Genomic DNA, 26,370 nt, shown 5'->3' on the forward strand with positions numbered 1-26,370 from the left:
ATGCCCAAGCTAGGATCACCCGGTTAGGGCCAAAAACAGCTGCTGTCGATCTAAGACAGCAGCTGTTTTTGCGTTCACAGGCAGCGCAGCGGCATCACCATTGGGCCCAGAAATCCTGCAAGTTTTTTTTCAGCTCGGCCTCATTCCGGATCCGGCGATGGGGAAACCATTCCCGGGGAAACAGCTGGCGGTAGCTGGGGCTGCTGAAGCGCTCATCGATCAGGACGATTACGCCGCGGTCGGTTTCGGTTCGGATCACTCGTCCAGCGGCTTGGAGCACCTTGTTCATACCGGGATAGAGATAGGAATATTCATAGCCGGCGTGGTTCTTTTCATTAAAATAATCCCGGATAATATCGCGCTCAAAACAGATTTGAGGCAGACCCACCCCGATAATAATGGCGCCGATCAGTCCCTCGTGCTTTAAATCCACCCCTTCGGAAAAGATCCCGCCCAGCACTCCGAAGCCCAGCATCCCGGTCAGGGCAGCACCGGGTTCCGGCCGGAACTGATTCAAGAACAGCTCCCGATCCTCCTCGTTCATTTCGGGGGTTTGTCGGATGGTGACAACCTCCGGGTAAGTGTCGCTAAAAATCTCAAACACGGCGTTCATATATTTATAAGAGGGAAAATAGACCAGATAGTTGCCGGGGTGTTGCGCCAGCACCGTTTTGATCCGGTCGGCAATGGCGGGGTAAGTTTTTTCGCGGTTCCGGAAAGTGGTGGAGATAGTATCGGCAATCAGCAGTTCCCGGTTTTTGACGTCAAAGGGCGAGGGTAGACTGATTTTATAGCTGTCGGGGTCGCCGCCCAGAATTTCTGCAAAATAGTCCAGCGGTGACAGCGTGGCGGAAAAAAAGATGGCCGCCCGGCCGCGTTTGATGGCTTCACCCAGCAGGTGGGAGGGATCCAGACAAAAGAGTTTTATTTTAGTATCACCGTTGCCATTTTCAACATAGGTCAGATAGCGGTCATCATAAAACTCGGCGGTACGCATAAATGTCAGGGCGTTGAAATACAGTTCCAGCAGTTGTTCGTGGGATTTGTTGCCCTCGTTTTTCACCAGCCATGCTTCGGCCAGATTAATAAACTTTAGTAGCAGCGGCAAGAAATCTTTGGGCGCTTCTGGCTGGCGATAATGCTGGCTGGTCTCAGCCAGTTTCCGCAGCCCGATCATATGGGTGTTGAGTTTTCCCAGCGCTTTGGCGATGCCGGGATCGGTATCCTTAAACAAGCGCTGCAGTTCCAGGAACGGTTTTTTATAAAGTTCTGCCGAAAACATCGACCGAGCCCGATCCACCAGATTGTGGGCCTCGTCAATCAGAAAGGTGTAGTCGCCGCCGTTATCGGTAAAAAAGCGCTTGAGATAAACCCGGGGATCAAAAACATAGTTGTAATCACAGATCACGCAGTCACACCAGAGGGTTAAATCCAGGGAAAATTCAAAGGGACAGACCTGATGCTTGTGGGCATAGCTTTCAATGAGTGGCCGGGTCAAGCGGTTTTCCTGCTCCAGAAGATCAAGAATAGCGCCGTTGACCCGGTCGAAATGACCCCGGGCGTACTCGCAGTGATCGGGATCGCAGATGGTTTCTTCCTGAAAACAGATTTTATCCTTGGCGGTGAGGGTGACGCTTTTAAAAGCCAGTCCCTGCTCCGCCATTTTGGCAAAGGCTTCCTCGGCCACCTCCCGGACAATGGTTTTGGCGGTCAGATAAAAAATTTTGGCAGTATGCCCTTCGGCCATCGATTTAATGGCGGGAAATAGGGTCGACATGGTTTTCCCGATCCCGGTGGGCGCCTGAACAAATAGTTTTTTATGTTCGACGATGGTTTTATAAACCGCCACGGCCAGTTCCCGCTGACCCCGGCGATAGCTCTCAAAGGGGAAATTAAGAGCCCTGATGGCGGCATTTCGCTTAGTCACCCAGTCGCTGCTCAGACGAGCCCAGATCAGGTACTGATCGATCAGATCGTAAAAGAAAGTAGTCAGTTCGGTTTGGCTAAAGACTTTTAGAAACTGCTTGATCTCATCGCTATCCAGCTGAAAATAGGTCAGTTGGACGCCGATTTCCGGCAGCTCATTCTGAACCGTATAAATAAAGGCATAACATTTAGCCTGAGCCCAATGGGTTGCGTTATAGTCGGCGTCGATGTATTCCAGGGGTCGGTTGGTGGACTTGATCTCGTCCACAATAATCCCGGTATCGCTGGCGATGATGCCGTCGGCCCGGCCTTCGATGCGGAAGCTGAAGCCTTCATACTCGAGGCTGTATTTTAGCGATACCTCGGGGGTATAGCCCTTGTCCTGGTTGTCTTTCTGAACTTTCTGGTGAGCTCGGGTTCCTTCCAGAGCACTGGCGTTGCTGATAAATTGGGAATCGATATTTCCAGAACGGAGCATAAACTCCACCAGATTTCGAACGGATAGTTTTATTTCGGGTTGATTGGTCATCGTTTCACCTGTGATCGTTTTGATAGCTCTTTAATATCTTTAATTTTATGCTAAAAGCTAGAGAAAGTATAGCAGATTTGACGATAGCTGATGACTCTGACGAATCAGTACGTGTTGTGGTAGCAATTGGCGGAGAAAAGTGCAGAAAAGAGTGGATTATTTCGCATTGGATCAGAGACCTTAGGGGGAATTATATCTTAAAGAATGCTTAAACTTTAGCTCGTATCAGCCCGGAATATCAAAAAAATAAGGTCAAAAACAGCAATTTTAATCGAGATTTAAGGTGGCTTTTTAGCTGTTTTTTTATTTAAATGCATTTAATCGCAAACCTTCCCTGGGGGTATTCTATAAAAAATGATTCCCACGGCTTGAACAGGGTCTAGCTGTCAATTTGCTGGATAAAACAGAATGTTAAACAGCAAGATCATTAAACAAGTGTATTTGTTTTTGGTGGTAGATGAAAAAATTAATAAGTGCTGCAACCGATATCAAAATCGGGATAAAAAGCATGCCGTGCTTTAATAGAATTTGACTATAAATATATTAAGGTTACCCGAATAATAATCATTAAAATAAAGGGATTCATTTTCGAGATGATTTGTTAAATAACGAACAATATATTTCTTGCATGGCAAGTTGTTTGAGAAATAACAAACAAGTAAATGCAATATATTGCCATAAAAAGAAAAAATATTGACATAAATAGTGGGAGATGTTAACCTAATGAAAATTATAAAACAGATGTGCATAAATTGGGTTTTAACAGAAGACACGAAAATTGAAAAGCAATAATTATAGGAGGTCAAAAAAATGGAATTTGGACTAAGAGAATGGAAACTGAGTGATGCTGAAAGCATTGTGCCCCTGGCCAATAATGAAAAGATAGCTGGAAATCTGAGAAACACATTTCCCTATCCCTACACCCTGGATGACGCCCATCTTTTTATTACAAAAAGTATTCACCAGAACAAAAGAAAGCATTTGAACAAGGCCATCATAATTGATGATTCGCTAGTCGGAGCCATCAGCCTGCTGATGCAGGAAGATGTCAGCTGTAAAAGCGGCGAGTTAGGGTTCTGGCTAGGCCAACCCTACTGGGGAAAGGGAATCATGACCCAAGCGATTAAGCAGATCTGCGAAAAAGCTTTTGATGAGTCGGATGTGGTAAGAATTTATGCCCGCCCCTTTGCCGAAAATCAGAAGGCTCGAAGAACCATGGAGAAGGCTGGGTTTCAGTTGGAAGGCGTTTTCCAGAAGAGTATTTATAAAAATGGAAAACTTCAGGATTCCTGTATGTACGCTTTGACAAAATAAAACCATCGATGGGGCTACCGATTTTATGAGTCAGTCAATTAAATGCATATAAATAACAGTTGCGGTCATCGAAAAACTAAATAGATCAAATAAAAAGAACTTCCTAGGAGGTTCTTTTTATTTGGGGATGAATGTGTGTCGGAAAAATAAATATAAAAGTGGTTTAATATGCGCTTTTCAGGGAATATAAAGACAAAGCAATAGTTTTTCCCATACTATGGGGAAGATAATCATAAAAACTGCAAAATTCATGATCGATCGGGGTAATCTGAGTGATCACATTTTGTAAATGAAAAACAAAAAATAATAAACAAAGAATTGAAGCAATACAAAAAAACAGATTTAAAACCTTGCATATAACAAAAAAAGCATAAATTACCAGATAAACATAAAAAGTAAACGAATGCATATGCTGAAAAATAGATCAAACAATAGAATTTACTAAAAAAAACGTTGACAGGTTTATTGAATACGAGTACAATGATCTTGAAAAAGCAATAGTAATTACAATATTGTTTACGATTCACAAAAAAACAAGAACTAAGAAAATCTTTAGTGCCTCCCTGGGGAAATTTTAATAATGAAGAAAGGCGTTATGGAAAGGATTGCACCCTAAACTGAAAGCATGGTGCAAAATAAAACGAGAGCAGGTACGACTGGATAAACTAAGCAAAAGTTGATTGTCGGAATAGGGGCGAAGATTGTTCGGGCATGACCTGCAGACAGTCATTGAGAAGGAATTGTCAATGTTATCTTGTTATTGTTATTAAGTATTATACTAATGAAGGAGAAATAATTATGAACAAACCATTAAAAAAGTCAGCCATTAATCTTTATGGATTGCCGTCATTTGGATTTCAGACCATGGTCAATATCGAAGTCATGTTTTTCGCAGCCTTCCTCACCGATTTTGCAAAAATACCATTGGCATTGGTAAGCACCATCTTACTGGCAACCAGTATTGCTGATATTTTGGCAGTACCGACCGCCGGGGTCATTTTAGAAAAAAGCAACATGAAGTGGGGTAAATACCGTTCATGGCTGCTGGTTGGTCCACCCGTTGCCGCTCTCTTTTATATTCTGCAATTTTCACAAATTGGCGGATCTGCAGAGATAAGTGCTATTGTCATCTTTATCGGTTTTGTCGTCAGTCATCTGGTCTGGAATACTTTCTATGCCGCCCATATTTCCATGAACAACGCTCTGACCACAGTTCGGGAAGAACGAATCTCCATGGCCAGTAACCGGGGGATGTTCAACGCTGCTGGGGCTTTGGTATTTTCTTACTTTGGCGTAAAAGCAATCGCTGCCATTGGTGCTGGCGTTGGTAGCCCGGTTTTAGGTTATACCATTATGGCAGCCGTTACCGGCGGTATTATGATTGCTTGTAATATCATCTATTTTGTACTTACCAAAGACTATGCTCAAAACGGCAGCGAAGCTTTGGCCGGAAAACCAGCCGAAAAGATGTCGGTTGGCGAAATGTTCAAACAGATTATTGTCAATCCCCCCTTAATTGGATTAATGCTGGTGGAACTGGGTCGATATTTAGGCCGCTTCATTATTTTCGGAATGGCATTCTATTACTTTAAATATGTCATTAATGATTTGCCTGGACTGGCATTGTTCATGACTGGGTTAACAATTTCCAGCTTCTTTGCCGCCATGATTGCCGCACCGATTGCCAAGCGACTGGGCGAAAAAACAACCTATATGCTGGCGCTGAGTCTGTTGGTTATTGGCTTACTGCTGGTATGGTTTATGCCGCTTGAAGCTACTGCTTTCAAAATTATTATGTTTGTTGCTTATATCGGTTATGGTTTGCCTGACTCACTGGGTGTTGCGATGTACTCAGCAACCGTTGATTATGGTGAATGGAAAACTGGAAAAAATGCCCGTGGTTTCATTATGTCGCTGATCAGTTTCCCAATTAAAATATCGGTCTTTGTCCGTTCGGTCATCATTGCCGCTGTTCTTGGTTCAGTTGGTTACGTTGCTGATATGGCCGTAACACCAGAATTAGTTCAGGCGATTAAAAACGGTATCGCTTTATACCCGGCGATCATCATGGTTATCGGATTAGTGTTAATGTTTGGATTGTACACCTTAACACCAAAAAGAATGGCTGAAATGAGTAAAGAAGTCGCTGAACGAAAACAAGCGCCATTGGAATAAATCTTACTTCCTCCGGAGCGTTGCACACACACCGCTCCGCTAGGAAATGCTGAATTTATAAAACATAAAAGGAGAAAAACATGTCAAAAATTGAAGAAGTCAAAACAAAGGTTGAAGCAGGAAAGTCAAAACTGGTTCCTGGACTGGTACAGGAAGCCTTAGATGAAGGTAGCGCACCAGGAGAAATTCTGCAGGCGATGGTCGATTCCATGGGCGTAGTTGGGGAAAAATTCTCCTCCGGCGAAATTTTTGTTCCAGAAATGTTAATCGCTGCCAAAGCGATGTCAAAAGGCGTGGAAGTTTTAAAACCGCTGATGGCCGGAGACGGTTCCGCCTCACTAGGAACCTGCATCATCGGTACTGTTGCCGGCGATCTTCATGACATCGGCAAAAATCTGGTTTCGATGATGATCGAAAGTGCCGGTTTTGATATGGTTGACCTGGGCGTTGACGTACCAGCCGATACCTTTGTCCAGGCGGTTAAAGATAATACCAATGTTAAACTGGTGGCCTGCTCGGGTCTGCTGACCACCACCATGCCAGCCTTAAAAGAAGCCGTAGCAACCGTTAAAGCTGCTTGCCCAGATGTAAAAGTTATGGTTGGCGGTGCCCCGGTAACACCAGAATACGCTGCCGAAGTTGGCGCTGATGGATACGCACCGGATGCCGGTAGTGCTGCGGTAAAAGCTAAAGAACTGGCAACAGCTTAAAAAGGAGAGAGAAATGTTAACAAAAAGACAGAATTTGATGGAAGTGATGAAGGGTGGAAGTCCAGATCGCTTTGTTAAACAATATGAAGCGTTTGCGCTAATGATGAAAACACCAATTACCCGTTTGAAACCACCAGTGGGTGGGTCGATCGTCAATGAGTGGGGGGTTACGCTGAGTTGGCCGGAAGGGCAGTTGGGTTCGTTCCCGGTTCATGACAAAGAGCACATTGTCATCAAAGATATTACCAAATGGCGTGATTACGTTAAAGCTCCCAATCTTGACTATCCCGATGAAGCCTGGGCAACGGCTGTTGCTGATGCCAATGCGGTTGATCGGAATGATCAATATGTTACTGTTTTTGTTGCTCCGGGTCTGTTTGAACACGTTCATTATCTGATGAGCATGGAAGAAGCCTTGATGGCTTATTATGAAGAACCGGAAGCGATGCATGAACTGATTGACTACCTGGTGGATTTTGAACTCCGGCTGGCCAAAGAATTTGTCAAGCATCTTAAACCAGATGCTGTTTTTCATCATGATGACTGGGGCAGCCAGATCAATTCCTTCATCTCACCGGCGATGTTTGAGGAATTCTTTGAACCAGCTTACAAAAAAATCTATGGCTACTATAAAGAAAATGGCGTTGAACTGATTATTCATCACAGCGACAGTTTTGCCGCAAATCTGGTGCCTTCGATGATTGAGATGGGTATCGATATCTGGCAGGGGGTCATGAACACCAATAATATTCCTGAACTGATTAAGAAGTACGGTGAAAAAATTACTTTTATGGGCGGCATTCACAGCGGCTTAGTTGATTTCCCGACCTGGACGCCGGGAATTGTTGCGGAATATGTTGAAAAAACGTGTGAAGAAAATGGAAAACTGCATTTTATTCCATCGCAGACCTCAGGCTTGCCAATTGATTCATTCCCGGGCGTTTATGATACCATTAATAAAGAAATCGACCGGATGTCAGAGAAAATGTTTTAAATTAAATTATTATAAGTGACAATATCTTCCGGAGGGAAAGGGTCACAGATTCGTCCCCGAAAACAGCATGAATTATTAATGGATTTTCATGGAAAGTTCCTAAAAATAATTTTAGCTTTCGGGGGCGATTTCTTCAATTTGAAAAGGAGTCAAAATGGCTGATAAGTTAAAGAAAAGTGTTATTTATCTCTATGGTTTGCCTTCGTTTGGCTTTCAGATTTTTATTTATGTCGAATTGATGTTTTTTTCGGCATTCCTGACCGATGCGGTCAAGATGCCGGTGGCGCTGGCGGGGTCAATTTTGATGATTACCAGTATCTTTGATTTGATCTGGGTCCCGGTGGCGGGGATTATCCTTCAGAAAAGCAATCTTAAGTGGGGGAAATTTAGGTCGTGGCTGCTAGTTGGTCCGCCAGTGGCAGCGATGCTCTATGTCTTTCAATTCCTGAAAATCGGTAGTTCCATAACAAATGCCATCACGGTCAGTGCCGGATTTATTATTGGGCATCTGGTCTTTGATGTTTATTATTCTGCTCATATTGCTATGAACAGCGCTCTGACGGATAGGGTCGACGAGCGGGTTAAAATGTCGGCCAACAGAGGGATCTTCAACGCCCTTGGATCACTGACCTTTTCATATGTAGGAGTCAGAGCCATTCAGGAGATCGGCAAAAACCTTAATGATCCGGCCATGGGCTACACCACGGTAGTTGTTATTGTTGCTCTATTTATGGTCCTGTGTTACTGGATATTTTTCTTTTTAACAAAAGAATATGCGTTCAGGGGAACCGTGCCGGCAACCCAGAAAAAAGAAAGCATGTCGATTCCGGAAATACTCAAAGAGTTGCTTCATAACCCGCCGCTGATCGGGTTGCTGTTAATTGATTTGGGTCGCTATGTCGGAAAGTTTGTGGTTCTGGGTCTGGCCTTCTACTACTTTAAATATGTTTTGAATGATCTCCCGGGAATGGCGATTTTCATGACGGGGCTGACCGTCGTCATGCTGCTTTCGGCAACCCTGGCGACAACGGTCTCGAAAATATTTGGACCACGGAAGGCTTATGTTGGAGCATTGTGCATCTTCATTGCTGGGCTGTTGATTACCTGGCTGGTACCGATGAGTGCCACTGCTTTCAAAATTATCATGCTGGTATCCTTTATCGGTTACGGTCTGCCAGATGCTTTGGTGGTCGCCATGTACGCCACCTGTGTTGATTATGGAGAATGGCGAACCGGGAAAAATGTTCGCGGTTTTATCATGGCGCTGCTGACCACACCCATTAAAGTCGGAAATTTCATTAAAAGCATCATTATCACCACCGCATTGGCATCGGCCAGCTACGTGGCCGACATGACACCAACACCGGAACTGATTCAAGCCATTAAAAACGGATTTTGTTTATACCCGGCATTAGTTATGATCTTTGGTCTGGTTGTTTTTGTTATTCTGTCAAGAAAACTGAAAGACATGGAAAATGATCTGGCCACCAAGAAAGCGAATGTTGAATAAGTTAATTTTTAATAAGAACCAGGCATCTGCTGTCAGAAAAAGACCGCAGATGCTTTTTTAATTTAGCAGACATAGGGCGAAGAAACTACAGGTCGTTGTTTTGCTTGCATTATATAAAAAATTGCTATAAAATGGTTTTGAATAGGATAGATACATAAATAAGATAAAATTTTAACAAATATAAGCTGACGAACGGCCGCATATTGATTGAAGACGGTTTAAATTTTACAGTTTGATACAAATGTGTTTTTATGGATGGAAAAAATAGAAAAAATCATATGGCTCTTTACTGTGTGATGTTTTGTGTTGTTATCATGACAGGGGGGGTCCTGACCGGCTGTTTGAAAACACATTGTTACTTTCGAGTAGTTTTTGTCAAAAGTGTTAATGGAAAACTAATATAAAAAGGAGACGGTTATATGAATACAAATGCAAATCAACCGACGAAGAATGACGAAAAAAATTTCCTGGTTAAAGAAGTTGTTGCCCGGCATCAGCATTCAAAAGGGGCCTTGATCCCGGTATTGCACGAAATTCAGGAACGTTACGGTTATCTGCCGGTTGAGATTCAGGAGAAAGTTGCCAAAGAAATGAATATCTCACAGGCCGAAGTTTTTGGGGTGATTTCTTTTTACTCTCATTTTGCGACAAAACCGGCTGGGAAGTATCGAATTTCAGTCTGCATGGGTACCGCATGCTATGTCAAGGGAGCTGGTTCAGTCCTGGATAAACTGAAGGAGAAGCTGCATGTAAAGGTGGGACAAACAACGGAAGATGGTGCATTTACCTTGGAAGAGTGTCGCTGTTTAGGATGCTGCGGACTGGCACCAGTCTTAACGGTGAATGGAAAAGTCTATGGGCGATTAACAATCGAAGATGTGGACACGATTCTTGAAAGCTATAAAAACGATGGGGGTATTGCCTGATGAAAACTATTGCAGAATTGGAAGCGATTAGAAAAAGAACGCTTGATGAAATCAGCATGCGTACGGATGAAGAATCAGTTCGAATTGTCATCGGGATGGCAACCTGCGGCATCGCTGCCGGAGCAAGAACGGTGATGACGGCATTTCTTGATGAGATCCAAAAAAGAAACATCCACAACGTCCATGTTTCGGCAACCGGCTGCATTGGCGTCTGTCGATTGGAACCGATCGTTGATGTTATTGATAAAGATGGTAATAAGACAACCTATGTCCATATGACCCCGGAAAAAGCGGCAAAAGTTGTCGTCGAGCATATTGCCAATGGCAAAATCTGTGTTGAATATACATTGCCGGAAAATAAATAAATCGGATCAAAGGAGGAAACCTGCATGCAATTTTTTCGTTCGCATATTTTGGTTTGTGGTGGTACCGGCTGTACTTCCTCAGATTCTGCAAAAATAATCGAAGAATTAGATAAGCTTTTAGTCGATAAAAAGCTGGATAAAGAAATTAAGGTCGTTCAAACCGGGTGCTTTGGGCTTTGTGAACAAGGTCCGATTATGGTTGTTTACCCGGAAGGGACAATGTATTGCAAAGTAAAAGTAACCGATGTGGCCGAATTTGTGGAAGAACATTTGATAAAAGGCAGAATTGTCACCCGACTGCTGGAAAAAAGCAGCGACGTCAAAGATGGTGAATATGCCATTGAAAAATCTTCCTTTTTTAAGAAGCAGTTACGGATTGCACTCAGAAACTGCGGGGTTATCAATCCCGAGCTGATCGATGAATACATTGCCTTTGACGGTTATAAAGCGTTGATCAAAGCGCTGACCGAAATGAAACCGGATGAAATCATTGAGACCATCAAAAAATCGGGTCTGCGCGGCCGCGGTGGCGGCGGCTACCCGACAGGAAGCAAATGGGAATTTGCGGCCAAACAGGACAATGACCAGAAATATGTCTGCTGTAATGCTGATGAAGGCGATCCAGGCGCCTTTATGGATCGGAGCGTTCTGGAAGGCGATCCCCATTCAATCATCGAGGCGATGATCATTGCCGGCTACGCCATCGGCGCCAACTATGGGTTTGTTTATGTCCGAGCCGAATATCCGATCGCGGTGAAAAGACTGCAGATTGCGATTGAGCAGGCCCGAGAATATGGGTTGTTGGGCGACAACATCCTGGGTACTGGCGTTAAATTTGATCTGGAAATCCGCCTTGGTGCTGGTGCTTTCGTCTGTGGTGAAGAAACGGCGCTGATGACATCGATTGAAGGAAAACGTGGCGAACCGCGGGTCCGACCACCATACCCGGCAGAAAAAGGGCTCTGGCAAAAGCCAACGATCCTGAACAACGTTGAAACGCTGGCCAATATTCCGATGATTCTGCTAAAAGGTCCGGAGTGGTTTGCGAGCATGGGGACGGAAAAGAGCAAGGGGACGAAGGTCTTTGCCATCGGTGGAAAAATCAACAATACCGGTCTGGTGGAAATACCCATGGGCACAACCCTGAGAGAAGTCATTTATGATATTGGCGGCGGTATCCCCGGCGGCAAGAAGTTCAAAGCGGCGCAAACCGGTGGGCCTTCCGGCGGCTGTATTCCGGCCAGTCACATCGATACCCCGATCGATTATGAGTCCTTAATTGAATTAGGGTCAATGATGGGTTCTGGCGGACTGATTGTTATGGATGAGGACACCTGCATGGTTGATATTGCCAAGTTTTTCCTGGAATTCACCGTCGATGAATCTTGCGGGAAATGTACCCCCTGTCGTCTGGGAACCCGCAGAATGATGGAAATACTGGACAAAATTACCAAAGGTAGAGGGAAAATGAGTGACCTCGATGAATTGGAAACCCTGGCCAGAGATATCAAGGCCGCATCTTTGTGCGCTTTAGGACAAACCGCACCGAATCCGATTCTCAGTACGTTACGGTATTTTCGGGATGAATATGAAGCTCATATCCGTGATCACCGTTGTCCGGCGGGTTCCTGTAAAAGTCTGTTGAGCTATGAAGTCACAGAAGATAAGTGCATTCGCTGTGGACTATGTGCCAAAAATTGTCCGGTTAACGCCATTACTGGTTCTAAAAAAGATGAGATTCCCTTTGTGGTTGATCAGGATATATGTATCAAATGCGGCGTATGTTATCAGAAATGTCCTGTTGACGCCATCACAAAATAAACGGTTAAATTATTCAAGGAGGTAGTAATGATTACGTTAACGATTAATAATAGGGTGTTGAAGGCTAAAGAGGGTCAAACGATTCTTAAAATAGCTGAAAATAATGGCATTCACATTCCCACGTTGTGCCATATGGATGGCATTCACGATACCTATTCCTGTGTGCGACATGAAGTCGCTTAATTAATTGTTTGGCATTTTACTACATGACCAAACCAATCATTCCGTTGGTTGAGCCTAGTATCACCTGCATTGTCAGTAATGACATTGTTGGGAAGCTGATATGAAAAAGTAACCCTAATTAAGGTTGAACCGTGAGGGGATACTGATACTGCTAGCAACAAAGCAGTTAGGGAGCGGGCTTGGTAGTATGGTTAACACATGTGAACCGTTGATAAACGTCGTTAAGGTGAACAGGCTAAAGTTGCTGATAAGCCTGAACCAAAAGGTATGCAGTTGGATAACTCTCTCCAGCGATGGAGTTACACGGACATTAAACTGCCGGCGAAGAGACGGAACCTAACCTACCATTTTGTTAATTAAGTGGAACATGGTAAGCCCGTATTTCTGCCTATACATTAGGCAAGTAGACCGTAAGGAATACCGTTGGGAATGCGGGTAGAAGATTGTGGAAAAAGCGAAGGTCACATTGTAATGATGTGAATAGGGATTTAAATGTTATCCCACACGAAAGTGGGCAGACTTCCACGCGGTTTTCAATCACAAGATAATTTACAGAATTTTTGAAAGGAGAAAATGCAAATGAACGTTAAAACGTGTGCTACTTCTGACGTAGTAAAGCGATGGGAAGATATTGATTGGAACAAAGCGACTAGCTATGTTAAAAAACTGCAAATCCGTATTGTGAAGGCTCAAAAGGAGGACAAATACAATAAAGTTAAATCATTACAGTATTTGTTATCACATTCGTTTTATGCCAAAGCATTGGCTGTAAAAAAGGTTACAGACAATAAAGGCAAAAGAACCGCCGGTGTTGATGGAGAAATCTGGAATACGCCGGAAAGTAAGTTTTACGCTATTATGAGAATGAAAAGTAGAGGTTACAAGCCACAACCCTTAAAAAGAGTTTATATTCCTAAGAAAAACGGAAAGAAAAGACCACTCAGTATTCCAACAATGATAGATAGAGCAATGCAGACATTATATAAATTTACATTAGAACCAATTGCAGAAACTACCGCTGATCCTAATTCTTATGGATTTAGAGTAGGAAGATGCACGCAGGATGCTATCGAACAATGTTTTACTTCTCTGAACAAGAGAAAGTCCGCTAAATGGGTATTGGAGGGTGACATCAAAGGCTGTTTTGACAATATTAGTCATGAATGGATTCTTGATAATATCCCAATAGACAGAAATATCCTAAAGAAATGGCTAAAATGCGGATACATAGAAACAGGCAAACTTTTTCCAACAGAAACAGGGAGTCCTCAAGGATCACCTATTTCACCAGTAATCAGTAATATGGTCTTAGATGGACTGGAAACAGTGATTAAAGAAAAATACCATAAGAAATCTATTAACGGAGCATGGTATTTCCCTAAAGTAAATTTTATCCGTTATGCTGATGATTTTATAGTAACTGGCGAAAGTTATGAACTACTGGAAAAAGGAGTAATGCCAATCATCAAGGAATTTTTGACAGAAAGAGGATTAGAACTGTCAGAAGAAAAAACCGTGATCACTCATATAACAGAGGGCTTTGATTTCCTGGGATGTAATATCAAAATGTATGGAAATAAACTTTTGACAACACCTGCACAAAAGAACTATAAGGCAATCATTGAGAAAATCAGAAAGATAATAAAGCGAAACCCATCCATAAAACAGGAAATTCTAATAAGAATTCTTAATCCAATCATCAGGGGATGGGTAAACTATCAGAAATTCAATGTATCATCTAAACGATTTGAAGATCTCGATTATGACATTTGGAAATCATTGTGGAACTGGTGCAAGAGAAGACATCCTAAAAAAGGGAAAAAATGGATTGCAAACAAATATTTTCATGTGATAGGTACTAGAACATGGACATTTTCAGTAAAAACAGACGGTAAAATAGACAATGGTGAGAACTTTTATCTAAAGCTAGTTTACGCTACAAATACTGATATAAGAAGATTTACCAAAATTAAAGCAGAAGCTAATCCGTTTGATAACGAATGGCAAATATACTTTGAAGAACGAGAAGATTTAAAAATGCGTAACGAATTAAGAGGACGAAAAATCATAAATAACTTATGGAAAATGCAAAAAGGTATTTGTCCTTATTGTTCGACGAAAATCACAGCGGATACAGATTTTAGAATTCATCAACAAGATTCTCCGCTGGGAAAAAAGAAATATCTCGTACATTCAGAATGCCACCGAAACTTACATGATAAAACGAAAGACTTAGAGCTGGCTCTTTAACTAGAGTTTATGAAAGCTTGAGCCGTATGAGGGGAAACTCTCACGTACGGTTCTTAGAGGGGAAAGGAGTAGTAATACTCCTGACCTACTCGATCAGCTGATCGAGAATAAACAGAAATTCATCGGTCAGATCATGACCAGTAAACTTCCTGGAAGGTCTTGTGAAGATGTGGACGAACAGGCGTTATCCTATGCCGAAGTCAAAGCCCTGGCCACTGGCAATCCGCTTATCAAAGAGAAAATGGATCTCGATGTAAAAGTCACCAAGCTGAAGCTGATCAAAGCCAATTTTGTCAGCCAACGCTATCGTCTGGAGGACAATATCTTAAAAGCCTACCCAAGAGCTATTAGTATCCAAACCGAACAGAAAAACGCCTTAATTGAGGATCAGAAGCTCTTTGAATCAAAACGGCCATCCAAGGATCATTTTGAAATGACCATCGGCAATGTCTTTCATACCGACAAGAAGGAAGCCGGCACCGCCATTCTGGAAGTGATTAAAAAGCTGAAAGACGATAAAACACGATTAATTGGTCAGTATGCCGGTTTTAAAATGGCAGCCAAGTATGCCGGTTTCGATGGGGTGGATCTTTATCTAAAAAATCAGGCCACCCATACCGTCCATTTGGGTACCGATCCCCTGGGAAATATCACCCGAATCGGTCATGTCCTGGAAAGCATCCCGGAACAGATTAAAAAATGTGAAATGAATATCCAGGATACCGTGGAACGGCTGGAAAACGCCAGGGATGAGGTTAAAAAGCCTTTTCCCCAGGAGCAGGAACTAAACGACTACCTGCTTCGCTTAAACGAGTTAAATACGATTCTCAGCGTCGAACATTCCGACCATTCCCAGGGAACCCCGGATAATGAAGCAACCCAAGCGGATCACCTGGAATATATGGAAATGTGTGCCATTGACGAAGGTGAATGGGAGCCGGAGCAATAATTTGAATCAATCAATGATAATAAAAGGAAGGAATAGAAAAACCGAATGGGAAAATCGATCAGCCAAGAAGTAGCAAAACCGTCAACAGGCTCCTGCATGCACGAGCTTGTTGAATCAGATATTAAAAGTAAAAAAATTCGTATTTTACGCAAGCTGAATATTTCTTTTCAATAACAAAGGGGTGTGTAGTAGTCGTTTGATTGCTGCACACCCTTTTTGTTGTGCTTAAAATTGATTTAAGAAGGATACTACATGTGAATAATGAGGGTGGGGACAACGTTAGACCACCGAAAACAGAAGCGTAGTGTGATAGAGCCTAAATAATAAATCTATTCGGCCTTTTAATGTGCTGCTGCATTAAAATGTCGTCATTGGGGATGAGAACGTAAACCCAAGTAAAATAATCACGGTTCGGGGGAAACTTCGGGAGAGATTTTGGATTCGTTAAGGTGATAGTCACCTATGTAGTTTGGACGAAGGATAATGAGAATCCAGTGGTCATGAAAAAACCACCTATCCAGCAGACTTTTTTATGAAAAGACGTAGAAATGACAAGTTTTAAGCTTTTTTGATTTCAGGATTTCTACGCCCTTTTTTAGTGATTGAAAAAGAAAATAAAAGGGTTTTGATCGCAATTACTAGCTTTTTAACATTATCCGTACTTATGGTAAATCTGTTTCCTCGGGAAACAAAAAACAATCAAGGAGGTTATTGCATAAGAAAAAATGAATCATTGTGTTTAGACGTGTCAAAAAGGGGTTACTAGTAAGAATAACAGACACAAAGGAGGTGTATCAGTAAAAAAAGTGATGAAAATACAATGTTTCGACATTTGGATATAGTCACGAATCGGGTTTAGGATTATAAAACAAGAATTTGAGAGGTGAGCTACAAATGAACTCTGTATTTGAAAGTTATGCAGATGTTGTTAAAAATGAGTTGGGGTATTATCCGGTATTTCTTCCGGGTTATCCATTATCACTGGGCGATTTTGGAACGGTTGATGACGGAAAATTCACTCGAGAAGGTAGTGTAAAAAATTTTGACTTCATAGTAAAGGAATTAACGGGAGAAGCACCTGATAATAAAATTGATTTTAGCAAAGGTGTTGATTTTAAGGTGTCATTAGCTCCCAGCATCACGGCTCCTGGTATGTTTGAAGCAAGTTTAAAAATTGCGTTTGGTGATTCGTCAAATGTATTTTTTTCATTTAACAATTGCCAAACTACTTTAATTGATAATTATCAAGAATTAAAAAAGAAAATCATTGAACTCTATAATAAAGGTGATTGGGTAAAAGATTATTATGTCATCACTGAGTTAATAAAAGCAGATCGATCCACTGTCATTTTAGCAGATAGCAGTGAAGCAGAGATAGATTTTGGAGTTGCGATACCAATTGGTGCTAATATACCAATCCCACAGCTCAAAATGGATTTTCTTGATGGAAAACTTGACGTCAATGAATCATTCAGTTCTAATATATCAACAAAAATCATCGCTAAGTCCGGACTTAAACCACTAATCAAATTGTCGAAATTAAAAGTAAAATTAAGTGGAGAAGCGAAACTGGATGCAGCTATCTACAAGGGAATTGTTGATGAGATCAGTGACAAATTCGGCAGAGATCGAGAATTATCAGTTGACACTGATAAGTTAGAATCGGATAATGAGATCGTCCTAACACTTGAAGAAGTTGATGTGAAGGAGATCTAAGAGTTAAGTGTTGGTCAGGAAAAATTCGTGAAACGAAAATAAGCCTTCGTGAAAAATTACTATGATTATTAATTGAGCTATTGTATAGAATTAATACAGTAGCTTTTTTTGTTGCTAAAATTCTAGAATTTTTGTCTCATTCTTAAGTGGTTTATTTCCTCGGGAAACAGGAATTAAAAAATTGAATGTAATCAATAGATGAATACCCTTTGGTTATAATTTATTATTGACAATATATCATAAAAGGGTATATTATTAATAGAACGAACGTTCGTCCTATTTGGTGATTTAGTGGGGGTGAAGAAATGGATCGAGTTATTTTACACAGTGATATGAATTCGTTCTATGCAGCGGTGGAGTGTTTATATAATCCTGAGATCAGAGATAAACCGGTGGCCGTTGGTGGTAATCCGGAAAAACGTCACGGGATTATCCTTGCCAAAAATGAGAAAGCCAAGAAAGCCGGCGTTAAGACCGGAGAAGCCTTGTGGCAGGCGATGGGAAAATGTCCAGGGCTTATCATTGTCCCGCCGAATTATGAGCGTTACCTCAGGTATTCAAAGTTGTCCAGACAGATATACAACCGGTACTCGGATCAGGTGGAGCCTTATGGCCTCGATGAGTCGTGGGTCGATTGTACGAATAGTGTGAAAATTCACGGTTCAGGTGAGGAAATTGCCCAAAAGATCAGTGCGGAAATCAAAGATGAACTGGGAGTAACGGTATCAATCGGAGTATCCTGGAACAAGATTTTTGCAAAGTATGGATCGGATTACAAGAAGCCGGATGCGATCACAGTGATCACTCGAGATAATTATAAAAAAATCGTCTGGGAACAGGAAGCAGGGGATCTGCTTTATGTGGGGCGGTCTACTCAGAAAAAACTTTTAAAATATGGAATTTATACCATTGGTCAATTAGCAGAGAGTAATCTTGACTTTCTGATTCAAATATTTGGTAAGATGGGCACTGTTCTATGGCAGTTTGCCAATGGTTTGGATGATAGCCCGGTTAAAAGCTTTGATGAGCATTATAATGGCAATGAACGACTGATTAAAAGCATCGGCAACAGCATTACCACACCCAGGGATCTAACCAATCTGAAGGACGTCAAGATCATCATTTATATGCTTACCGAGAGCGTGGCCATGCGTTTAAGGGAAACCGGATGTTATTGTCAGACGGTGGCCATTCATGTTCGAAATAAAGAGCTACATAGCTTCACCAGGCAAATGAAGCTCCAGAAACCATCGGATCTGACCAATGAAATTGCCAGAGCTGCTATTGATCTGTTTGTAAGAAGCTATGATTTCAGTTCGGACATCCGCTCCATGGGCGTGAGGGTTACAGACTTGGTACCGGATTCAACACCCATTCAACTGGATTTATTTGGCAATGAGGAATTACGGGTACGGCAAGCAAGACTGGATGATGCCGTGGATGACCTGAAAAAACGCTTTGGCAATCTGGCGGTGCGAAGGGCCATAACCATTGATGATCAGATGGGCTGTTTGGATGCTAAAAAAGATCATGTCATCTATCCCATTTCATATTTTTAGAAGGAGATGCTTTTATGGCGGTGAAGAAGTTTGTGCCGGTGATTGCAAAATTTGAAGAAGATGGAAAAATCATTCCGATGAAGATTTTGTGGGAAGATGGCCGAGAGTTTGACGTTGACTATATCTTTGATATCCGGCCTAGATCGTCTTTGAAGATAGGCGGACAGGGAACCCGGTATCTTTGTCGAATTAAAAATAAAGACGTTTATGTCTATTACGAGAAGCCAAAATGGTATGTTGAAAGCAAAGAGTGATAGTAGTAGGAATTTTTTCGTAATTTGACAAAACAGTGCATTAATCTTACAATGAAAACAATACCACAAAAGGGAGGTTCATTTGAAAAAGCTGATTATAAAAAAAGAACGGAATTTGTTATTGTTCAGCCATGTAATAAACGACTATCCTTTACTCAAAAAAAGACTGGAAAAACATACAACCATCGATGAGCAGATATTGAAAAAAGAAAAGGCCACGGTAGAAGAATATAATATCTACCGGATGCGCAACGATATCGTAACCCAGGCTAAGAATGAATGGGAAATCGATACGAGTCGAAGCGTGGATATACTGCCAGATGATAAAAAAGTACGGTGTGAAGTGTGTGGAATGCCCATTAAGAACGTATTCTACATCAAAAACTCAATCAATCAGAATAGTCTGAGAACCGGATCGGAATGCATCAAACATTTTGCAATTACAGATAAGCAGCATCTGGATAGTCTTCTAAAGAATGCCAAGCGCTTAAAACGCCGGGAAGCCATTGAACACATTTTCCCAGGCATCGATTTACGGATCTATCAGTGGAAAAACTTTATCGATGATCAGCCGATCATCATCAAAGATACCCTGTCAAAGCAGTATTACACTTTAGGGGAGACATTGAGCAGTATCTATAGTTCATACTTGAAACATGAAAACAACAGTGATAAGGAATCAGAGGATCAGATCCGGGAGATATTGAGTGAAGCGGATGAGCTAATATCTGAAATTACGAAATATATTAAAAAACATAAAAACAATGTTCTCTATCCACCGAGCCGGATTTTCAGATCGATGGAGCCACAAAGCGTTGCTTTGCTGAAGCAGGACGGTTATATCACGCCAAGAACGCTGTTTCGGATCCGGGACGACGAGGTGGCCCAAAAGATATTTGAAAAATATGATGCTTTTTTTAAGACAAATAAAATCACAATCCTTAATGTCAGTCCTAAAAATGGCGTGGAATATCGAATCAAGCGCCAGGCGAATATCATCCTAAAAGCACCGTATGGCGTTTTTTGTAAGAAGTATGGTGCTGAGATTCTAAGAGTAAATGATATTGAAACCATTGCGTCAGAACGGGATCTGGTTAGTGTCGGGAAGGTCGTTGAGTACCGGTCACTGGAATCGTTGATTTATATCATGCAGGATCTATACCTGAAGGAAAGCCCATATGCCATTGAGGAACTTTATTATGAATACAATGAAGTCTATTTCTTGGTAAATAACGGTTTAAGCCGTGAATACTTAAAGGTAGAGCTGCCAGGACTGGAAGTTATCGCAAGAGAAACAGTCTATTTCAAAGGGACTGAAAATAAAAAGAAGATTCATGTATTCCTGGACGAATGCCGTAAGAAACCTGGTAGTGTGACGAGCAGGGCAGATTATCTGTTTATGAAAGAGCAGCGTGAAGCAAATAGCAGAAGATCTGGATTTTAATAACCTGGAGACTTCCTAATTTGTTTCCTCGGGAAACAAGGCAAGTCTTAATTAAAAATATTGGAGAACGAATTATGGATTATATAGAAAATACTTGCAAGAATTATGTTGATTCTCCGCTTATAAGGGTTTTAATGCAGTTGATTCCTTTAGGAATCGGTTCAGCAATAGATGTTGGAATTTGCGCTAATGTAAAAAGAATAAGTGATATGCGACAAAGAGAGTTTTTTAATGAACTAGCGGATGGAAGCGTGATTCTTGATGAAACACTAATAGAAAATGAAAATTTTTTACATTGTTTTTTTTCAACATATAAATATGCGATAGATTCAAGGAAAAAAGAAAAAATTGAAATGTTTGCAAGACTGCTAAAGGCATCACTAAATGAAGATGTTTTTACAGATACCGATGAGTATGAAGAATACCTTCAAATACTAAATGAACTGACTTATAGGGAATTCCTGATGTTAGTTAAATTGGACAATTTTGAAAATGACTATCCCCATAAACAGGAAGAAAGTGATTTGCAGCGTTTAGAACGGTTTTGGGAGCAATATAAAAATGAATTGATTGAAGAACTCAAGGTTCCAGAAGACGAGATTGACGCTATGATGATCAGGTTAAATAGAACTGGATGTTATGAAATTTTTTCCGGATCATATATGGCGGACATAGTAGGTGGCAAAGGCAAGGTAACTCCAACTTTTAGGCGATTGAGAAAATTAGTTAGCGATCAAGCAGCAATTTAATTATTTAGCAGGTGGAGTGATTGGCGGTGTTTGAGATATTTTGACCCTAATACATTGATCTCTCGCTAATCAATTTCCTCGGGAAATATAAATGATATTTAGTAATAAGAGAAATTGAGGTGTAATAGTTTGAAAGTAAAATCTTTCTTTTCGATATTTTCAGATGCGATTATCGAGATTAATGCGTATATATTGACTTATTTTGTCGGTATCGATACAAAAATGTTAAGAAACATACTAAAAAAGGAACACTTTAATGAAGTGGAAAACAACATCTTGCAGAGTTTTGACATTATTCAAGAAAAATTAACAGAATCGCAAATAATAATTGAGAATACCTTGAAAGAAGTATCGGAACAGAAAAGGGTTTTTGAAAAAATGTCTAGTGATGCTGAAATTTGCAAAAATGTGTTAGAACTTAATGAAAAACAATTTGAATCAATCCGAGTATTAATTGAAAGACCAATCAAAAATGAAGGGAAAAAGGCTACAATAAACACTATTATTTTCGGAGCCTTTTTTTGTATTGTTGGGGTAGTTTTAGGTTATCTTTTAGCCCAATTCTAAGTGAAAAGCTAAGAATCTGATCTCAAAAGACAGTAGTTGTTTTAGAAGAAAAAACTAGAAAAATCGCTATATGATTATATTGCTATTTTGATAAGCAAATACATTTTATTGTTTTGAATTTAGTTTTATGTTGTCTTTAATAGAATCAATGACATTATCCAGTATGGTCTTCAATATTTTGTCGTTTATAAAAGCATAGGTTTCTGCTTTAGAAATATTAGTATAGGTTGTTTTAAGCTGAAAAGGACTGTTGTTAGGAATGATGTCATCGACTGTAGGGTGAGTAGATATTTTTAGTGCAGTTAAGAATGCCATAAAATAATTATCTGAAACAAATGCATTAAATACATCCAATAGTTGTCGTTCGTCATTTTTTAAAACATACGATTCGGGATCAGTTATACTAACACTTTGTGTTCTCAAACTTTGGATTATTCTAATCGCATCATCGTTTATACCTAAATCAGAAATTATTTTCTCGTTTTCGGCTTTTTTAGCATCACTATAACCTATAAGATAATCAACAGAAACATCAAAATATTTTGCCAAAGTTTTAAGAAGCTCATAATTTGGTTCTCTACCATTTACATAATATGATAGAGTTTGTGGTGAAAGTTCTATATTTGAACATTCAGCGATTTCTTTCGCAACGTCTTTTTGAGTTTTATTTTTTTCTTTTATTAATTCACGTAAACGATCTTTAAAATTAGCCATTTTATTTACTCCTTTTTTTCTATCTTATCATAGATCGAAAGGCAAATCAATATTATTCACATAATGATTATACAAGTTATCAAATTAGCGATAACGGAATTATCTATATATGGCTAAACAAAATGTTGATATATATGATATTTTGAATTTTTCAATAAAACATTTTAAGATTTAACACAATTGGTATAATCTTATCAAATAATAAAGAGTCAAAAACGGCCGTTTTTGATTCTTTTTTTATTTGTACTTTACTAAATGAATTTATGAGGATATAATAGTGTCATAACACGTGCCATAAACAAAGCGTCAATAAGACAGTGATTATACGTTTATGATGCTACATAAACTCAGATATGGAATGGTAAAAAATTATGATATTTGGATACACAAGAGTCTCGAAAACAGAACAAAATTTAGATCGACAAATTGATCAATTGAAAGATATTGGTTGTGAAAAAATATTTCAAGATAAAATCACTGGAATGACAATGGATCGCCCAGAGCTTAATAAAATGTTTGAATACTTACGATTGGGCGATACAATTATGGTGACGGAATTATCTCGTTTCGGAAGATCTGTAAAAGATCTTCTTGAATTAGTCGATCGGATAGAAATGCAAGGTGCTAATCTAAAAAGTTTAAAAGAGCCATGGGCAGACACCACGACACCACAAGGCCGAATGTTATTTGTCGTTTTTGCTGGAATTGGGCAGTTTGAAAGAGATTTGATAAGTCAGCGTACCAAAGAAGGTTTGGCAAGCGCAAGAGCCAGGGGAAGAAAGGGTGGAAGACCTCGGTTGCCAGCGGATAAAATCAATCTTGCTTTAAAAATGTACGGAAGTAAAGATTACTCGATTGCCGAAATAACTGAAGCTACGGGAGTCAGTAAAAAAAGTATATATCGATATGTGGAGCAGCAAAAATCAAAAACTGCTGCAACAGAGAATATAAGTATGGAGGAAAAATTATGAAGGTGAAAGAAGTTGTTACATTAACTGAAAAAACGGACTTTATATTTGCACTAGATACATTTTTGGATGAGTTCAAGAATAGTGAAGATAAATTATTGTTATTAGTAGAAGAACCGCCCATATCGCCATATTTAACTCAAGAACAATATAGCATTCTATCGGCAGTAGCTGAAAAACTGGTGCACGATCACAAATTAATAAGTTCCCCAAATTGGATATTGAAAAAAAAATATTTTCTAAAACAGCCTTATTTCCAATTTAATACAAAAAATAAGGAATACCAGGATTTTCTAAGTAAAAATGCAATACCTGAATTTGCTAAAAGAAATTTATTCTTTGATGAAAATTCAATTAAAAGAGTCTGATTATGAAATGTCAATTAACAAGGGATGATATAATCCACTATTTTGAACTACTTAATGAAGAGCTTAAAAAGTCGGGAGAATTTGGTGAGATTATCATTGCGGGTGGGGCTGCCTTGGCATTAGCATATTCAGCTAGAGAGTCAACCTATGATATAGATGCCATTTTTGAACCAAAGGAAAGTTTTAATCGAATGATAAAGAAGATAGCGGAAGATAATGACATTGCTGATGATTGGTTAAATGACGGAATAAAAGGATTTTTTACTGCTGAAATGAAATATAATGAAATATTGAGTTTCACCAATTTGAGAATTAGTTCAATGGACGCAGAAACAATGCTTGCTCTTAAGTTAACTTCAGCAAGATCTTTATCAAAAGATATGGAAGATTCAATATTCTTGATGAAATATTTAAATATTCAATCAGAAGATAAGTTATTTGAAATTATAGATAAATATATTCCAAAGCACAGACAAACTGCCCAAAGCTATTTTTTCACAAAAGAGTCTTATTCTCAATATTGTGAAAATGAAAAGATATTAGAACTTGAAGATGAATGGGATCATGAACAGTAATTATTTTATCGGCGAAATTTGAAGGTTCTTGAAAGTGATGTAAATTTAAGGAGAACGGAAATGAAAATAATTAATAACGCAAATAAAAATGATTATGTTATTCTGAAAGAATATAATAATTTTTTATTACTAGCAAAAATTGGCGATGGTGATGGTTTTTCACCTTCATTTGTATGTGCACATAATTATAACGGCCATGATTCATGGCAACATGGTAATTACTATAATGATATAGATAACGCACTTCATTATTTCAATGAAAGGGCTGGATATACAAATGAAAGCATCTAATTTTAACTCGAATTTCGATATTTTAACAAAACGTGATCAGACACATCCTGAAGATATCGAAAGAATGGCATTGTTTATTATTATTGCCGGTAATGAGGATCTATTTGAAAAGGCTAGATATATCTATGATTTTGAGGATCATTCGATTATTCCAGAAGTACTGGATTCTGAAAGTGTAGATTTTTGTGGTAGTTCTCGAGCCTTAGTAAAATTAGGATACAACCTATTTAATGGCTTCCCAGCAGATGTAATTGAGACTTTTAGAAGGCTTGATGATGATAACTATTCATTGGCCATGGCAGCAATAAAAAAACGTTTTAGGGGATAATAAGATAGAGGTGTTCAGTGAATAAAAAAGCAGATCAGGACAATGTGGATACAATAGTTGCTCAACAATTGTCATTTGATAGTTTAAATGTTAAATCGTTGATTGATGAGATTATAAGTGAAGCTTCAAATGAAAATATACAGAATGTGAAAAATATAAAAAACGAGAAACTTGTAGACATCTATTCAAAAATAAATGACTTAGTTGAAGAACTAGTTATTGAATATGGAATAGATCCCCAAAATATAAATGTTGAAGATATTAATAATGAAGTGACTAAATTAGCTCTAGTCGAAATTATAGGAAATAAGAACCTGATACAAACGAGTAAAGTATCAAAACAGCAAGGACTTGCATCTCAAAAAGGGCAGTTTGGAATATCATTTAGTGTTGGGGGCGCCGGTGTTAATGCAGCTACGGTTGAGATGAAAATGGAATTAAAATCTGATGAGAAAATAGAGTATTATGATACTGTCGTTCAGGATGCCATCGGAACTCTAATGGATCAAAATGGTGGCAGTAACGTAAGTATTTCACCAGCTCAAATTTATCGCAAAATGGCCGGTTTGGAACCAGGAGAAAAAGTAAGTCAAAATTGCGAGAAGGAAATTATTGAATCGGTAGATAAAATGAGATGGACCCGGGCCTGGATTGATTTCAAAGAACAAGCGGGAAAGCATAAATCGCTTTCGATCGGCTTCGAAGAAGCAACTTTAGAAGGAGCTTTAGTTCAAGCTGATAAATTAACGGCAAAAATTGGAGGCCATCAAAAGATGGTATACTATTTTTATCGCCCCCCTTTATCATATATATATAGCCAGAGAGTCAACCAAATCGCCACAGTCGAGTCTAAATTATTAGAGACATCTGGTGTTGGACAAAAAGATGTTGGATCTAAAACTCGACGTAATACGAAAGAGTTCATTTGTTTGAAGCATTTTTTAGCAAAAGAAATTGAATTTATGAAATATCAAAAAAATAAAGGGCAACCTTATGAAAGTAGAAGAAAATATGAAACAATTTTTCAGACGATTGGTGCCGAAAATATCACAGATAAACAAATGCGTCGACTTCGGGAAGATGTAGATTTTATTCTTTCGCTTTGGGTTGAAAGAGAGTATATTAAAGAGTATGAGGTTTATAAAAAAGGTCGAGCCTATACAGGTGTAAAAATATGTTTGTGAA

General features: G+C 39.7%; 25 protein-coding genes. 23 read left to right on the forward strand and 2 right to left on the reverse strand.

Annotated elements, in window-relative coordinates; all coding sequences use genetic code 11:
- Positions 1–94: 94 nt before the first annotated feature.
- Positions 95–2,455 (reverse strand): ATP-dependent DNA helicase, encoded by a 2,361-nt coding sequence (locus Q7J41_RS03250; protein WP_304885199.1) that lies wholly within the window; start codon positions 2,453–2,455, stop codon positions 95–97.
- A gap of 810 nt (positions 2,456–3,265) precedes the next feature.
- On the opposite strand from Q7J41_RS03250, the gene Q7J41_RS03255 reads away from it, so the two are divergent.
- The 17 genes from Q7J41_RS03255 to Q7J41_RS03335 all read left to right on the forward strand — a co-directional run bounded on the left by Q7J41_RS03255 (position 3,266) and on the right by Q7J41_RS03335 (position 21,941).
- Entirely contained in the window at positions 3,266–3,769 is a 504-nt protein-coding gene (locus Q7J41_RS03255) for a GNAT family N-acetyltransferase (RefSeq protein WP_304885201.1), read from the forward strand.
- A gap of 798 nt (positions 3,770–4,567) precedes the next feature.
- On the forward strand, positions 4,568–5,944 hold the full coding sequence (locus Q7J41_RS03260) for an MFS transporter (protein ID WP_304885203.1): 1,377 nt from the start codon (positions 4,568–4,570) through the stop codon (positions 5,942–5,944).
- Between the two features lie 80 nt (positions 5,945–6,024).
- Entirely contained in the window at positions 6,025–6,654 is a 630-nt protein-coding gene (locus Q7J41_RS03265; protein ID WP_304885205.1) for a corrinoid protein, read from the forward strand.
- A 13-nt stretch (positions 6,655–6,667) separates the two neighbouring features.
- Positions 6,668–7,648, forward strand: a complete 981-nt coding sequence (locus Q7J41_RS03270) for a uroporphyrinogen decarboxylase family protein (protein WP_304885206.1) — start codon at positions 6,668–6,670, stop codon at positions 7,646–7,648.
- Between the two features lie 154 nt (positions 7,649–7,802).
- Positions 7,803–9,158, forward strand: coding sequence for an MFS transporter (locus Q7J41_RS03275; protein WP_304885208.1), 1,356 nt, complete (start codon positions 7,803–7,805; stop codon positions 9,156–9,158).
- 419 nt (positions 9,159–9,577) lie between these two features.
- The gene (nuoE, locus tag Q7J41_RS03280) at positions 9,578–10,084 is read left to right on the forward strand and encodes an NADH-quinone oxidoreductase subunit NuoE (protein WP_304885210.1); all 507 of its coding nucleotides are present in this window, start codon (positions 9,578–9,580) and stop codon (positions 10,082–10,084) included.
- The gene (locus Q7J41_RS03285) at positions 10,084–10,449 is read left to right on the forward strand and encodes a ferredoxin (RefSeq protein WP_304885213.1); all 366 of its coding nucleotides are present in this window, start codon (positions 10,084–10,086) and stop codon (positions 10,447–10,449) included. Before nuoE ends, Q7J41_RS03285 begins: the two co-directional genes overlap by 1 nt.
- 24 nt (positions 10,450–10,473) lie before the next feature.
- On the forward strand, positions 10,474–12,270 hold the full coding sequence (gene nuoF / locus Q7J41_RS03290; RefSeq protein ID WP_304885216.1) for an NADH-quinone oxidoreductase subunit NuoF: 1,797 nt from the start codon (positions 10,474–10,476) through the stop codon (positions 12,268–12,270).
- Between the two features lie 27 nt (positions 12,271–12,297).
- The gene (locus tag Q7J41_RS03295) at positions 12,298–12,453 is read left to right on the forward strand and encodes a 2Fe-2S iron-sulfur cluster-binding protein (protein ID WP_304885218.1); all 156 of its coding nucleotides are present in this window, start codon (positions 12,298–12,300) and stop codon (positions 12,451–12,453) included.
- Positions 12,454–13,032: 579 nt separating this feature from the next.
- A complete protein-coding gene (gene ltrA / locus Q7J41_RS03300) occupies positions 13,033–14,703 on the forward strand; it encodes a group II intron reverse transcriptase/maturase (protein ID WP_304885220.1) in 1,671 nt (556 codons plus the stop codon).
- Between the two features lie 133 nt (positions 14,704–14,836).
- Positions 14,837–15,652, forward strand: coding sequence for a helicase (locus tag Q7J41_RS03305; protein WP_304885221.1), 816 nt, complete (start codon positions 14,837–14,839; stop codon positions 15,650–15,652).
- Between the two features lie 894 nt (positions 15,653–16,546).
- The gene (locus Q7J41_RS03310) at positions 16,547–17,368 is read left to right on the forward strand and encodes a hypothetical protein (RefSeq protein WP_304885223.1); all 822 of its coding nucleotides are present in this window, start codon (positions 16,547–16,549) and stop codon (positions 17,366–17,368) included.
- Positions 17,369–17,673: 305 nt separating this feature from the next.
- Positions 17,674–18,927 (forward strand): DNA polymerase IV, encoded by a 1,254-nt coding sequence (gene dinB / locus Q7J41_RS03315; protein WP_304885224.1) that lies wholly within the window; start codon positions 17,674–17,676, stop codon positions 18,925–18,927.
- A 14-nt stretch (positions 18,928–18,941) separates the two neighbouring features.
- A complete protein-coding gene (locus Q7J41_RS03320; RefSeq protein WP_304885226.1) occupies positions 18,942–19,181 on the forward strand; it encodes a hypothetical protein in 240 nt (79 codons plus the stop codon).
- Positions 19,182–19,263: 82 nt separating this feature from the next.
- Positions 19,264–20,625, forward strand: coding sequence for a hypothetical protein (locus Q7J41_RS03325; protein WP_304885227.1), 1,362 nt, complete (start codon positions 19,264–19,266; stop codon positions 20,623–20,625).
- Positions 20,626–20,699: 74 nt separating this feature from the next.
- Positions 20,700–21,374 (forward strand): hypothetical protein, encoded by a 675-nt coding sequence (locus tag Q7J41_RS03330; protein ID WP_304885228.1) that lies wholly within the window; start codon positions 20,700–20,702, stop codon positions 21,372–21,374.
- Between the two features lie 129 nt (positions 21,375–21,503).
- A complete protein-coding gene (locus Q7J41_RS03335) occupies positions 21,504–21,941 on the forward strand; it encodes a hypothetical protein (protein WP_304885229.1) in 438 nt (145 codons plus the stop codon).
- Between the two features lie 105 nt (positions 21,942–22,046).
- Here the strand turns inward: Q7J41_RS03335 and Q7J41_RS03340 are convergent, their stop codons facing one another.
- Positions 22,047–22,655, reverse strand: a complete 609-nt coding sequence (locus tag Q7J41_RS03340; RefSeq protein WP_304885231.1) for a helix-turn-helix domain-containing protein — start codon at positions 22,653–22,655, stop codon at positions 22,047–22,049.
- Between the two features lie 371 nt (positions 22,656–23,026).
- Here Q7J41_RS03340 and Q7J41_RS03345 point away from each other — a divergent pair, with 371 nt between their 5' ends.
- Genes Q7J41_RS03345 through Q7J41_RS03370 form a run of 6 tightly spaced genes read left to right on the forward strand, consistent with a single transcriptional unit; the run spans position 23,027 to position 26,369 of the window.
- Positions 23,027–23,626, forward strand: coding sequence for a recombinase family protein (locus Q7J41_RS03345; RefSeq protein WP_304885233.1), 600 nt, complete (start codon positions 23,027–23,029; stop codon positions 23,624–23,626).
- Positions 23,623–23,991 carry a hypothetical protein gene (locus Q7J41_RS03350; protein ID WP_304885235.1) on the forward strand — a complete coding sequence of 123 codons (369 nt, stop codon included), beginning with the start codon at positions 23,623–23,625 and terminating at the stop codon, positions 23,989–23,991. The genes Q7J41_RS03345 and Q7J41_RS03350 overlap by 4 nt, the downstream gene beginning before the upstream one ends.
- A gap of 2 nt (positions 23,992–23,993) precedes the next feature.
- Positions 23,994–24,566 carry a DUF6036 family nucleotidyltransferase gene (locus Q7J41_RS03355; RefSeq protein WP_304885236.1) on the forward strand — a complete coding sequence of 191 codons (573 nt, stop codon included), beginning with the start codon at positions 23,994–23,996 and terminating at the stop codon, positions 24,564–24,566.
- 60 nt (positions 24,567–24,626) lie between these two features.
- Complete coding sequence (locus Q7J41_RS03360; protein WP_304885238.1) at positions 24,627–24,857, forward strand: hypothetical protein; 231 nt, start codon at positions 24,627–24,629, stop codon at positions 24,855–24,857.
- On the forward strand, positions 24,844–25,185 hold the full coding sequence (locus Q7J41_RS03365; RefSeq protein ID WP_304885240.1) for a DUF6075 family protein: 342 nt from the start codon (positions 24,844–24,846) through the stop codon (positions 25,183–25,185). The genes Q7J41_RS03360 and Q7J41_RS03365 overlap by 14 nt, the downstream gene beginning before the upstream one ends.
- 17 nt (positions 25,186–25,202) lie before the next feature.
- Positions 25,203–26,369 carry a hypothetical protein gene (locus Q7J41_RS03370; protein WP_304885241.1) on the forward strand — a complete coding sequence of 389 codons (1,167 nt, stop codon included), beginning with the start codon at positions 25,203–25,205 and terminating at the stop codon, positions 26,367–26,369.
- Position 26,370 lies beyond the last annotated feature (1 nt).

Origin of the sequence: Acetobacterium sp. (genome assembly GCF_030652775.1) — a bacterium.
Lineage (GTDB): Bacteria > Bacillota > Clostridia > Eubacteriales > Eubacteriaceae > Acetobacterium.